Source organism: Lentzea albida, from assembly GCF_900111005.1.
GTDB classification, from domain to species: Bacteria; Actinomycetota; Actinomycetes; order Mycobacteriales; family Pseudonocardiaceae; genus Lentzea; species Lentzea albida.
Genome location: NZ_FOFV01000027.1, coordinates 33,952 through 48,098 on the forward strand (window position 1 = coordinate 33,952; position 14,147 = coordinate 48,098).

The window sequence follows — 14,147 nt, forward strand, 5'->3', positions numbered from 1 at the left end:
TCGAGAAAAGCTTCGTCTCGTCCGCAGGTCCGACCTGGTGATGCTGTGTCGGTGAGGCTGCGATCACATGCGAATAGAGTGCGGTCAGGTGCCGGTGTGCCTGGTGGCCCTGCCCGAGAAAACCACGTCGGACCACGCTGAGGTGCGGTCCGACGTGGACATAGCCATTTCTGGCGAACGGCGTGGTGTGACGAAGAACTGATGGATCTATTCGGCTCGTCACATTGTTTTGATGCGACGCGGTGTCCGTGTTAAACATTGATGGTCGATGCGCCTCGGGCTCCAAAGGGTGTGGCCACGCTGTTGCCGATCGGCTTCCTCATGCCTTCACCGCGCTACCGAAGGATCTGCCGCACATGAAGACATCCGAGAACGCTGCCAACACCGTCCAGGACGGTATCGCTGTCGTCGGGCTGTCCTGCCGTCTGCCGGGCGCCGTGAACCCGGACGCCTTCTGGCAGCTGCTCGTCGAGGGCGGGAGCGCCGTCGTCGAGACGCCGCCCTACCGGTGGGACGCGAAGGCGCTGTACGACCCGGACCTGTCACACGCGGGCAGGTCCAACTCCCGCTGGGGTGCCTACCTCGACGACGTCGACAAGTTCGACCCCGCGTTCTTCGGGATCTCGCCGCGCGAGGCGACCGACATGGACCCGCAGCAGCGCCTGGCGCTGGAGCTGGCCTGGGAGGCACTCGAGAACGCCGGCGTGGTGCCGTCGGCTCTGCGGGAGCGCCCGATCGGCGTCTTCATGGGCGCGTTCGGCTCCGACTACGCCACCCTCTCGCAGCGCCTCGGACTCGACGGGATCGGGCACCACACCGTCACCGGTCTCAGCCGCGGCCTCATCGCCAACCGCATCTCCTACACCCTGGGGTTGCGCGGCCCCAGCTTCACCGTCGACTCCGCGCAGTCGTCCGCCCTGGTGGCGGTGCACCTCGCCGCGCAGAGCATCCGCTCCGGTGAGTGCGAGGTCGCACTGGCCGGTGGCGTGCACCTGAACCTGGCGCCGGAGAGCACGGTCGGCGCCGCCAAGTTCGGCGGGCTCTCGCCGGACGGGCGCTGCCACACCTTCGACTCCAGGGCCAACGGGTACGTGCGCGGCGAGGGCGGCGGCGTGGTCGTCCTCAAGCCCCTCGCCAAGGCGATCGCCGACGGGGACGACGTCCTCTGCGTGATCCGCGGCAGCGCGGTGAACAACGACGGCGCGAGCGACGGTCTGACCACCCCGGACGCCAGGGCACAGGCCGAGGTCCTCCGTGCGGCCTACCGCGCCGCGGGCGTGGACCCCGAGCAGGTGCAGTACGTGGAACTGCACGGCACCGGCACCAAGGTGGGCGACCCGATCGAGGCCTCCGCGCTCGGCGAGGTGCTCGGTGCCGGCCGTGCTCCCGCCGATGCGCTGCGCGTCGGTTCGGTCAAGACGAACATCGGCCACCTCGAAGGTGCGGCCGGCATCGCCGGCCTGCTGAAGGCCGTCCTCTCGATCAGCAGGGGCAAGATCCCTCCGAGCCTCAACTTCGCGCAGCCGAACCCGGAGATCGCGTTCGACGAGCTGGGCATCAGGGTCCAGACGGAGACCGCGGACTGGACCGCCGAGCCGCGCCTGGCCGGCGTCAACTCCTTCGGCATGGGCGGAGCGAACTGCCACGTCGTCCTCTCGGGTCCGCTGCAGAGCCGTGACGGGGCAGCGGACGCGGGTTCCAGCGGGGACGTCGTCCCGTTCGTGCTCAGCGCCAGGACTCCCGGAGCTTTGCGTGCCCAAGCCGCCGGCCTGCGTGGTCGGGGACTCGACCACACGGGTCTGGCCCACGCGCTGCTCACCGGCCGCACTTTGTTCGACCACCGCGCCGTCGTCATCGCGGCGAACGCCGAAGAGCTCGAAGTGGGGCTCGCCGAGGTCGAACAGGGTGCTCCCGGCACGGGTGTCGTCCTGGGACACGGCGAGACGGCGGACACCGGCCCCGTCTTCGTCTTCCCCGGACAGGGTGCGCAGTGGGTGGGGATGGGCCGCGACCTCCTCGACGCCTCCGAGGTGTTCGCCGAGTCCGTCTCCGCCTGCGAGAACGCGCTCGCACCCCACGTGAACTGGTCGTTGAGCGAAGTCCTGCGCACCGGCGAAGGCCTCGACCTCGTCGACGTGGTCCAGCCCGCGTCGTGGGCCGTGATGGTCTCGCTCGCCCGCCTGTGGGAGTCGGCCGGTGTCCGGCCCGCCGCGGTGCTCGGCCACTCCCAGGGCGAGATCGCCGCCGCGGTGATCTCGGGCAAGCTCTCGCTCGAGGACGCCGCGACCGTCGTCGCCCTGCGCAGCAGGATCATCGCCGCCGAGCTGGCCGGCCTGGGCGCGATGGCCTCCGTCGCCCTGCCCGCCGACCAGGTCCGCCCGCGCCTCGCCGCCCTCCCCGGAGTGGACGTCGCGGTGGTCAACAGCCCCCGGTCGACCGTCGTCGCCGGTGACCCGGACACGATCGATGCCCTGGTGGCGCAGTGGAGGCAGGAGGACGTCCGGGCGCGCCGGGTCGCTGTCGACTACGCCTCGCACAGCCCGCACGTCGACTCCATCCGCGACCAGGTCGTCGACGCCCTCGCCGGGATCCGCCCGCAGCAGGGCACCGTTCCGTTGTTCTCCACCGCCGACTGCGAGTGGGCCGACCGGCTGGACGCCGCGTACTGGGCGCACAACCTCAGGCAGCCCGTTCGCTTCGGGGAGGCCACCGAGGCGCTGCTGGCCCAGGGTTTCCGCCACTTCGTCGAAGTCAGCTCCCACCCCGTGCTCGTCGGCGCCGTCGAGGACTCCGTGACCGCCTCGGACGTCGAGAACGCCGTCGTCGTCGGCTCGCTCCGCCGTGACGAGGGTGACCTCCGCCGGTTCCTGACCTCCGCCGCGGAGGCCTTCGTGGGCGGTGTGCGGGTCGACTGGTCCGCCGTGATGCCGGCGGCACGCACGCACGTCCGTGCCGCCGACCTGCCGACCTACCCGTTCCAGCGGCAGCGGTTCTGGATCGGTGACGTGGAGGAGACGCCGGTCGAGACGGGGCCGGTGCTGCGAGGAATCGACCTCGTCCGCACCCACGCCGCCGCCGTGCTGCGCACGACTCCGGGTGCGGTGAGCGTGCGGGAACCGTTCAAGCGCCTGGGTTTCGACTCCGTCATGGTCGTCGAACTGCGCAACCGGCTCAACGCGGCCGCGTCGCTGCGGCTACCGGCGAGCATCGCGTTCGACTTCCCGACCCCCGCCGCGCTCGCGGCGGAGATCGACCGGCTCTTGCCTTCCGGTGCCCCCGCCCCCGTCGCCTCCGCGGAACGGACCAACGCGGTGGAGGAGAAGGCCGAGGCCGTCGAGCGTGAGGACGACCCGATCGTCATCGTGGGCATGGGCTGCCGGTTCCCCGGCGACATCCGTTCACCGGAGGAACTCTGGCGGTTCGTCAGCGAGGAGTCCGACGCCGTCGGGCCGTACCCGTCCGACCGCGGCTGGGACCTCCGCGGCCTGTTCTCCGAGGACACCGCGGTCGCCCGCACCGGTGGATTCCTCCACGACGCCCCGGACTTCGACGCGGAGTTCTTCGGCGTGTCTCCACGCGAGGCGCTCGCCATGGACCCGCAGCAGCGGCTCCTCCTCGAAGTCTCCTGGGAGGCGCTCGAACAGGCCGGGATCGACCCGGAGCTGTTGCGCGGCAGCGACACCGGAGTCTTCGCCGGCGCGATGGCCGGTGACTACGGCACCCGCCTGCACGAGAGCCCGGACACCGTGGCCGGACACCTGCTCACCGGTGTCGCCGGCAGCGTCATCTCCGGACGGATCGCGTACGTGCTCGGCCTCGAAGGCCCCGCCCTCTCGGTCGACACCGCGTGCTCCTCGTCGCTGGTAGCGCTGAACCTCGCCGTCGAGGCGCTGCGCCGCGGCGAGTGCTCGCTCGCCCTCGCCGGCGGCGTGACCGTGATGAGCACCCCCGGCATGTTCGCCGAGTTCAGCCGCCAGCGCGGTCTCGCGCAGGACGGCCGCTGCAAGGCGTTCTCCGCGGACGCGGACGGCACCGGCTGGTCCGAGGGTGTCGGCGTGCTCGTGGTGGAGCGGCTGTCCGACGCGCTGCGGCACGGCCACACCGTGCACGCCGTCGTCCGCGGCAGCGCGGTGAACCAGGACGGCGCGTCCAACGGACTCACCGCGCCGAACGGACCTTCGCAGCAGCGGGTCATCCGCAGGGCGCTGGCCGACGCCGGCCTCGCCATGTCCGATGTGGACGCTGTGGAGGCGCACGGCACCGGGACGGCCCTGGGCGACCCGATCGAGGCTCAGGCGATCCTCGCCACCTACGGCCAGGACCGCGACCGCCCCTTGTGGCTCGGCTCGCTCAAGTCCAACCTCGGCCACACCCAGGCCGCGGCCGGCGTCGCGGGCGTGATCAAGATGGTCATGGCCATGCGGTACGGCGTCCTGCCGAAGACCCTGCACGTCGGCGAGCCCTCGCCGCACGTCGACTGGGCCTCCGGCGCGGTCGAACTGCTGACCGAGGCGCGCCCGTGGCCGGAGGGCACGCGCCGGGCGGCGGTGTCGTCGTTCGGCATCAGCGGCACCAACGCGCACGTGATCCTCGAGCACCGGCCGCGACCGGACGCACCGCAACGGCAGGAGCGGCAGGCCCCGTTCGTGCTCAGCGCCAAGACTCCGCAGGCGTTGACCGCACAGGCCAGGAGGCTGCACGACCACCTGGCCGCGCACCCCGGACTGGACCCGGCGGACGTGGCCTTCTCCCTGGCCACCGGTCGCACCGCCTTCGACCACCGCGCCGCGGTCCTCGCCACGGACACGGCAGGGTTGCGCGAGCTCGGCGAAGGCCGCGGAGCCCGCGACCACGCCCGGCCCGACGAGCCCGTCGCGTTCCTGTTCACCGGCCAGGGCGCTCAGCGACTGGGCATGGGCCGGGAGCTGTACACCACCTACCCGGTCTTCGCCGCCGCCTTCGACGAGGTCGCCGGCGAGCTCGACCGGCACCTGGCCACGCCGCTGCGCGAGGTCGTGTGGGGCGACGACCCCGCCGTGCTGGACCGGACCGAGTACACCCAGCCCGCGCTCTTCGCCGTCGAGGTCGCGCTGTACCGCCTCGTGCGGTCGTGGGGCGTCGAGCCGGACTTCGTGACCGGCCACTCGATCGGTGAGATCGCGGCGGCCCACGTCGCCGGTGTGCTGACCCTGGCCGGGGCGGCGGAACTGGTGGCCGCACGCGGCCGGTTGATGCAGGCGCTGCCGGCGGGCGGCGCGATGGTCTCCGTGCAGGCCACCGCGGACGAGGTGCGTCCGCAGCTGACCTCCCGCGTGGGGCTGGCCGCGGTCAACGGACCGGACGCGGTGGTGCTGTCCGGCGCCGAGGACGACGTTCTCGCGCTGGCCGCGCAGTGGACGGAGCGCGGGCGCAAGACCAAGCGGCTCACCGTGAGCCACGCGTTCCACTCGCCCCTGATGGAACCGATGCTGGACGAGTTCCGCCGCGTCGCCGAACGGATCGGCTACGCGGCACCGGTGATCCCGGTGGTGTCGAACCTGACGGGCGCTCTCGCGACGGCCGAACAGCTCCGTTCGCCGGAGCACTGGGTCCGGCACGTCCGCGACGCCGTCCTGTTCCACGACGGCGTGCGGTACCTGCGCGAGCAGGGCGTGACCCGGCTGGTCGAACTCGGCCCGGACGGCGTGCTCGCGGCGATGGCGCAGAACTGCCTGCCCGGCACCGAACAGCTGGTCCTGCCCGCCCTGCGCCGGGGCAGGCCGGAGGCCGACACGCTGGTGCTCGCGCTGGCACGCCTGCACACCGCCGGTGTCACCGTCGACTGGACCGCGTTCTTCGCCGGTACCGGCGCCCAGAGCGTCGAGCTGCCCACCTATGCGTTCCAGCACGAGAGGTTCTGGTTGGAGCCGGTCGCGAAGACCGCGGACCTCGCCTCCGCCGGACTCGACGCCGTCGAGCACCCGATGCTGAAGGCGGCGCTGTCCGTGGACGGCACCACGGTGCTGACCGGCCGGCTCGACCCGGCCGAGCTGCCGTGGCTCGCCGACCACCAGGTCGGTGGTGCGGTGGTCGTTCCCGGAACGGCGCTGCTCGAGCTCGCCGCCCGCGCCGGTGCGCACGTCGGCCGGACCGGTGTCACCGAGCTGCTGCTGGTCGCGCCGATGGTCGTCCCCGCAGGGGACGCGCTCGACGTCCAGGTCAGGGTGACCGCCGACGGTGCCCTGCGGACCGTGTCGCGTGCCGCGGGTCAGGGGGAGTGGACCACCCACGTCACCGGACAGCTCGACGAGGTCAGCGGCACGGCGCCCGCCGCGGTGCCGTGGCCGCCGGCCGGCTGCGAACCGGTCGACCTGGGCTCGTTCTACCCCGGACTGGTCGAGCGGAACCTGCGCTACGGGCCCGTCTTCCAGGGCGTGCGACGTCTGTGGCGCGGTGACGGCGAGCTGTTCGCCGAGGTCTCGCTTCCCGAGACGAAGAACGACTACCTGCTGCACCCGGCACTGCTGGACGCCGTCCTGCAGCCGCTGGCGGCCGGTGAACTGTTGCCCGACGGGGGAACGGCGCGACTGCCGTTCTCCTGGACCGGTGCCCGCGTCGACGCCTTCGGCGCGTCGGTGCTGCGGGCCCGGCTGACCCGGCTCGGCCCCGACACCGTGCGACTGTCCGCCTGGGACGGTGTGGGCAACCCCGTGCTCGATGCCGACTCGGTCGTGCTGCGACCGGTGTCCGACGCCCAACTGCGCGACGCTGTGGCAGCGGACTCGCTGTACCGCGTCGACTGGCGGCCGACCACCGCGGTGGGCTCTGCTCCGGGCACCACGCGGCGGCTGCCGGCCCAGACCGATGGCCCGCTCGCACAGCGGGTGCGTGAGGGACTGGCCTGGGCGCTGGAGACCGTGCAGGACTGGCTCGCCGGTGAGCAGCGCGGTCGCCTGAGCATCGTCACCGGGGCCGACCCGGTCGGTGCCGCCGTGCAGGGTCTCGGGCGTTCGGCGCAGACCGAGCACCCCGGCCGCTTCCAGCTGATCGAGGTCGACGGCACCGACGCCTCCGAGGCACTGGTCTCGTCCCTGGCGGGCTCGTCCGACCCGCAGATCTCCGTGCGGGAAGGCAACGCACTGGTGCCGCGCCTCGTGCGCCACACCGTCGCTCCCGCCGCGTCGGACATCAAGTGGGACAGGGGATCGCTGCTCGTCACCGGTGCCGGTGGCGTCGTGGGTTCCGCCCTGACGCTGCACGCCGTGACCACTCACGGGATCGGTCACGTCGTACTGGTGAGCCGTCGAGGAGAACGGGCCACCGGCGTCGCACAGCTGGCCGAGAAGCTGCGGTCCACGGGTGTCTCGGTCACCGTCGAGGCCTGTGACGTTGCCGAGCGCGCCCAGGTGGAAGGCCTGCTGGCGCGCGTCCCGGACCTGCGCGGCATCGTCCACGCGGCCGGAACGGTCGCGGACACCGTCATCGAGACGCTCACCGCCGAAGGTGTCGACGCCGTGCTCGAGTCCAAGGTGGACGCCGTCAGTCACCTGGACGAGCTGACCAGGGGACTGGACCTCGACTGGTTCGTCGTCTGCTCCTCGGTCGCCGGCTGGTGGGGCACCGCGGGTCAGGCCAACTACGCCGCCGCGAACGCCTGCCTCGACGCGATCGTCCGCGACCGCGCCGCGGCCGGGTTCCCCGCGCTGGCACTGGCCTGGGGTCTGTGGGAGGAGCGCAGCGAGCTCTCCGGCCACCTCGGTGACGCCGACCTCCAGCGGATGGCCAGGGTCGGTATCGCACCACTGTCCACAGCGGACGCCGTTGCCGCGTTCGACGGCGCGCTGCGCTCCACCGAACCGGTGCTGGCCCCCGTCCGCCTGGACGTCCGTTCCGTCACCGGTCAGCCCGTACCACTGCTGGCCGACCTCGTCCGCACTCCGGCCGTGGCCAAGCCCGCCGCGGTCGCACCGGAGACCTCCGGTGGCGCGTTCGAGCGGCTGACCGCGGACGAGCTGCGGGTGGAGCTGACCACGCTGGTCCGCACCAGCGCCGCCGCCGCACTGGGTCACGCCCAGCTGCGCGACGACCAGGTCGAGCAGCCGTTCTCCGCGCTGGGAATGGACTCGCTGACCGCACTGGAGCTGCGCAACCAGCTCAGCCAGGCGACCGGCCTGCGCCTGTCACCGACCCTGCTGTTCGACCGGCCCAGCCCGCTCGACGTGATCGAACACCTGGTGGAAGAACTTTCGACCGAGAAGGACACCACTGTGACCCAGGCGGTCCAGCGAACCGAACCCGAAGCGGCGCCCGAGGACGACCCGATCGTCATCGTCGGCATGGCCGCCCGCTACCCCGGTGGGGTCAGCACGCCGCAGGAGCTGTGGGACCTCGTCGCCACCGGCACCGACGGGATCACCCCGTTTCCCGACAACCGCGGCTGGGACCTCGACACCCTGTTCCACGACGACCCCGCCCACCGCGGTACCAGCTACACCCGTGAAGGCGGCTTCCTGCACGACGCCGCCGACTTCGACGCCTCGTTCTTCGGCATCGCACCGCGCGAGGCGCTGTCCATGGACCCGCAGCAGCGCCTGCTGCTGGAGACCTCGTGGGAGGCGCTGGAGAGCGCGGGCGTGGACCCGCTCTCGATGAAGGGATCCCGCACCGGCGTCTACACCGGCGTGATGTTCCACGACTACTCCACCCGCGTCCAGGACGTCCACAGCATCCCCGAAGGCATGGAGGGGATGCTGACGCTCGGCAGCCACGGCAGCGTCGCGTCGGGCCGCATCTCCTACGTGTTCGGTCTGCAGGGACCGACGATGTCGGTCGACACGGCCTGCTCGTCCTCCCTGGTGGCCCTGCACCTGGCCGCCCAGGCGCTGCGCAACGACGAGTGCTCCATGGCCCTGGTCGGCGGTGTGTCGGTGATGTCGACTCCGGTCACCTTCGTCGAGTTCAGCCGTCAGCGCGCACTCGCCGCCGACGGCCGGTGCCGGGCGTTCTCCGCGGACGCGAGCGGAACCAGCTGGGCCGAGGGCGCGGGCATGCTCGTGGTCGAACGGCTGTCGGACGCCCGGCGCAACGGGCACCGCGTGCTCGCCGTCGTGCGCGGCAGCGCCGTCAACTCCGACGGTGCCTCCAACGGCCTGACCGCGCCGAGCGGATCGGCTCAGCGCAAGCTCATCGAACAGGCCCTCGCCGACGCGCGGCTGAGCCCGTCCGACGTGGACGTGGTCGAGGCGCACGGCACGGGTACCGCCCTGGGCGACCCGATCGAGGCGCAGGCGGTGCTCGACACCTACGGCCAGGACCGCGACCGTCCGCTGTGGCTGGGTTCGCTGAAGTCCAACACCGGGCACACGCAGGCCGCGGCGGGCGTCGGCGGGATCATCAAGATGATCATGGCGATGCGGCACGGTGTCCTGCCGAAGACCCTGCACGTCAGCGAGCCCTCGCCGCACGCCGACTGGACCTCGGGCTCGGTCGAGCTGCTGACCGAGGCGCGCCCGTGGCCGGAGGGCACCCGCCGCGCGGCGGTGTCGTCGTTCGGCATCGGTGGCACCAACGCGCACGTGATCCTCGAAGGCCCGGCCGAAACGGCCGTTGCGGCGGACGAGCCTCGTGCAGGGGCGATCACGCCGTGGGTGCTCAGCGCGAAGACCGCGGCCGCGCTGCGGGCGCAGGCGGCCAGGCTGGCCGGCTTCCTCGACCGGGAGCCCGGTCACGACGACGCCGCCATCGCCGCGGCACTCACGAGCCGGTCGCGGTTCGACCAGCGCGCCGTCGTCCTCGGTGGTGACCGCGACTCGTTGCTGGCGGGCCTCACCGCCGCGGCGCGTGGTGAGGACGCGCCGAACCTGTTCGTCACGCAGGAGAAGCGAGCGGGCGAGACAGCTTTCCTGTTCGCCGGTCAGGGCAGCCAGCGCGCCGGCATGGGGCGTGAGCTGTACGAGGCGTTCCCGGCCTTCGCGGCCGCGTTCGACGAAGCGGCCGAAGTGCTGGACCCGCTGCTCGGCGTCAGCCTGCGCGATCTGGTGTTCACGGGCGACAGCCTGGACCGGACCGATCACGCGCAGCCCGCGCTGTTCGCGCTGGAGGTGTCGCTGTTCCGCCTGCTGGAGTCCTGGGGCGTGCGGCCGGATCGAATGGCCGGGCACTCGATCGGCGAGATCGCGGCGGCCCACGTCGCGGGGGTGATGTCGCTGCGCGACGCCGCGACGCTGGTCGCCGCTCGCGGCAGGCTGATGGGCGGACTGCCCACCGGCGGCGTCATGGTCGCCGTGGAGGCGTCCGCCGCCGAGGTGACCGGTCTGCTCGCCGGCCACGAGCACGAGGTGGGCATCGCCGCGGTCAACGGGCCCAGGGCCACGGTCCTGTCCGGTGCCGCCGCTCCCGTGGAGGCGATCACCGAGCAGCTGCGGTCGCGCGGCCACCGCACCAAGGCCCTGCGGGTGAGCCACGCGTTCCACTCGCCGCTGATGGGCCCGATGCTGGAGGAGTTCCGGGACGTCGTGTCCCGCATCGAGTTCTCGGCGCCCCGCATCCCGATGGTGTCGACCCTGACCGGCCAGGCCGCCGTCGCGGGCGACTTCACCACCGCGGAGTACTGGGTCCGCCACGTGCGCGAGTCGGTCCGGTTCCAGGACGCCGTGCGCGCGCTGGAGGTCGGCGGGGTCGGCACCTTCGTGGAGCTGGGCCCGGACGGCGTGCTGTCGGCGATGGCGTCGGCGAACCTGTCCACGCAGGCCGCGTTGCTGCCGGTGCTGCGCAAGGACCGCGCGGAACCGCGCGCCCTGCTCGACACCGTCGCGAAGCTGTTCGTCCGCGGCATCTCCGTCGACTGGTCCGCCGTTCTGGTGCAGGACGTGCGGCCTCACGTGGAGCTGCCGACCTACGCCTTCCAGCGGCAGCGGTTCTGGCTCGACGCCCCTCGTACCACCGGCGGCGTCGCGGGCACCGGCCTCGGCGAGGTCGGGCACCCGCTGCTGACCGCGTCGATGTCCCTGGCGGGCAGCGGAGCGACCGTCCTCACCGGACGGTTGTCCACCGCGAGCCCGGCCTGGGCCGGAGGCCACCGCGTCGGCGGCGCCGCCGTCGTGCCCGGCACGGCCCTGCTGGAGATGGCCGCCAGGGCCGGTGCGCAGGTCGGCTGCCCACGGGTGGCGGAACTGGTCTTCCGCGCCGCGGTGGTGCTGCCCGCCGAGGGCGCCCTGGAGGTCCAGGTGGAGGTGTCCGCGCCAGAGGGTGACGGCGGCCGTGTCCTCACCCTGCACTCGCGGACCTCGGCCGACGCGCCGTGGACCGCGCACGCCACCGGTCGCCTCGTGCCCGCCGCACCCGGTGCGGGGGAGAGCCTGACCGAATGGCCGCCCGCGAACGCGGAGCCGGTCGACCTCGAGGGGCTCCACCCCCGTCTCGCCGAGGACGGTCTGGGCTACGGACCGGAGTTCCAGGGCGTCCGCCGGGCCTGGCGCCGCGGCGGCGACGTCTTCGCCGAGGTGTCCCTGCCCGCGACCGTGCAGGACGAAGCCGGTGCCTACCTCGTGCACCCCGCGCTGCTGGACTCGGCGCTGCACCCGCTGCTGGCGGACTCGCTTCGCCTGCCGTTCTCGTGGGCGGGCGTCCAGGTCCACGGCCCGGGTGCCGCGTCGCTGCGGGTCCGCCTGCGCGACAACGGCCAGGACTCGTTCGGCATCGTCGCCTGGGACGGCGTGGGCATGCCGGTCCTCTCCGCCGACGAACTCGTCGCGCGGCCGGTCGTCCGCGAGCAGCTGCGGGGGATCGGTGCCGCACAGGCGGCGGAGACCCTGTTCCGGATCGACTGGACGGCACCGAAGACGCTGTCCGGGGCACGAGGAACCGGTCACCTCACGTTCATGGTCGACAACGGCGACCCCGCGCTGCCGCTGCCGCAGCGGGTCCGCACCGCGCTCGACGCGGCGCTGACCTCGGTGCGCGGCTGGGTGGCTCGGGACCACGAGCCCGGTGCCCAGCTGGTCGTGCTCACGCGCGGCGCGGTGGACGGCGACCCGGTCGCCGCGGCGGTGTGGGGCCTCGTGCGCTCCGCGCAGACCGAGCACCCCGGGCTGCTGCAGCTGATCGACCTCGACGGCACGGCCGCGTCCGACAAGGCGTGGCGGGAGCTGGTCGGCACGGACGAGTCGCAGCTCGCCGTGCGCGCCGGCCAGGTCCGCGTGCCGAGGCTGGCCGGTGCCGGAGCCACCGCACCGTCCGGTCTCGCCGAGTGGCGCGGCGGTTCGCTGCTGGTCACCGGTGCGGGCGGCGTCGTCGGTTCCGCGCTGACCCGGCACGCCGTGCGGGAGCACGGGGTCCGCGACGTGGTCCTGCTGAGCCGCCGCGGTGCGAGCGCGCCCGGGATGGCCCGGCTGTCCGCCGAGCTGCGGGAGCTCGGCGCGTCCGTCACCGTGGAGGCCTGCGACGCGGCGGACCGGGAGCAACTGGCCGGAGTCCTCGCGAGGATCCCGGCGGACCGGCCGCTGGCCGGCGTCATCCACGCCGCGGGCACCTCGCGGGACGCCACCCTCCAGTCGCTCACCCCCGAGGTCCTGGAGGCCGTCCTGCCGGCCAAGGTCGACGCCGTGACGCACCTCGACGAGCTGACGAGGGACCTCGACCTCACCTGGTTCGTCGTCTGCTCCTCCGCCGCCGCCTGGTGGGGCACGGCCGGTCAGGCCAACTACGCCGCCGCCAACGCCTGCATCGACGCGATCGCGCGGAGCAGGCGCAACGCCGGGCAGCACGCGCTGTCGCTGGCGTGGGGTCTGTGGGCGGAACGCAGCGAGCTGTCCGGTCACCTCGACGAGGCGGACCTGCGCCGTCTCGTCCGGCTCGGCATCGTCCCGCTGTCCACCGAGGACGCGTTGACCGCGTTCGACACCGCGTTGCGCTCCAGGGAGCCGATGCTCGCCCCGATCGGGCTGGACACCCGTCAGCTCGCCGACAGCGAGTCGGCACCGCTGACCCCGCTGCTGCGCGGGCACGTGAAGCAGCGCCCGGCGGTGGAGTCCGCGCCGGTGTCGTCCATCGCGGGCGAGCTGGCGGGCAAGGACGAGGGCGCGCAGGAGACCTTGCTGCGCGACCTGGTCCGGGGACTGGTGGCCCAGGTGCTCGGATTCGCGAGTGCCGACGAGGTGGAGGCCGACCGCGGGTTCTTCGAGGTCGGGTTCGACTCGCTGACGGTGCTCGAACTGCGCAACCGCATCGAGAAGGCGACGGGGACGTCGGTGACGCCCACGGCGATCTTCGACCACTCCACGCCCGGCGCGCTGGCGAAGTACCTGCGGATCCTGCTCGCCGGCGACCAGCAGGCCGAGCAGCCGCTGGACGTCGACGGACCCTCGCTGGCCGGCACGACGGTCCTGCTGACCGGTGCCGCCGGCGGCCTCGGCCGCGTGTTCGCCGAACGCCTCTCGGAGGCCGGGGCGAACCTGGTGCTGACCGGGCGCGACCAGGCAGCGCTCGACGACCTGGCGGGCTCCCTGAGCGGTCCCTCGCTGGCACTGGTCGCCGACGTCACCGACAGCACGGCGCTGGTCAGCGCCGTCGAGCGGGCCGAGCAGGAATTCGGAGCGGTCGACGTCCTGATCAACAACGCCGGCGTCGGCGGCCCCGCCGGCCCGATGTGGGAGGTCGACGAGGACGCCTGGTGGCAGGCGATGGAGGTGAACGTGCGCGGAACCCTGCGCGCCTGCCGGGCCGCGGTGCCCGGCATGGTGGAGCGAGGACACGGGCGGGTCGTCAACATCGTCAGCTCGGCGGGCAGGCACCGCTGGCCGAACGTCTCCGGCTACTCGGTGTCGAAGGCCGCCGCCATCAAGCTCGGCGAGAACCTCGCGCCGGAGCTGGAGGGCACCGGGGTGTCGGTGCTCAACTACCACCCCGGCCTGGTCGACCTGGGCCTGACCCGCAAGCAGCTGGCAGCCGGTGAGACCGGCGACAGCCGCGTCGACGGGGTGAGCGCGTGGATGGCCGACCAGCGCGACGGCGGCCGGCTCACCGATCCGGAGGAGTCCGCGCGGATGCTCGTGCGACTGGTCTCCGGTGAGGCGGACTCGTTGTCCGGCAGCTACCTGACGCCGGAGGACGACCTGAACCGGCTGCTCGAAGGCTGACCGGGTGCCCGAGCCGTCCAACGGCGGCTCGGG

Annotated in this window: 1 protein-coding gene; it reads left to right on the forward strand. The window is 72.9% G+C overall.

Translation table 11 applies throughout. The features are described 5' to 3' along the window. The first annotated feature begins 356 nt into the window (after positions 1–356). Positions 357–14,114 carry a type I polyketide synthase gene (locus BMY74_RS41025; protein WP_089926913.1) on the forward strand — a complete coding sequence of 4,586 codons (13,758 nt, stop codon included), beginning with the start codon at positions 357–359 and terminating at the stop codon, positions 14,112–14,114. The last annotated feature ends 33 nt before the right edge of the window (positions 14,115–14,147 follow it).

Coding starts and splice junctions, on each gene's coding strand:
- BMY74_RS41025 (WP_089926913.1), top strand. CDS start 357: ATGAAGACATCCGAGAACGCTGCCAACACCGTCCAGGACGGTATCGCT.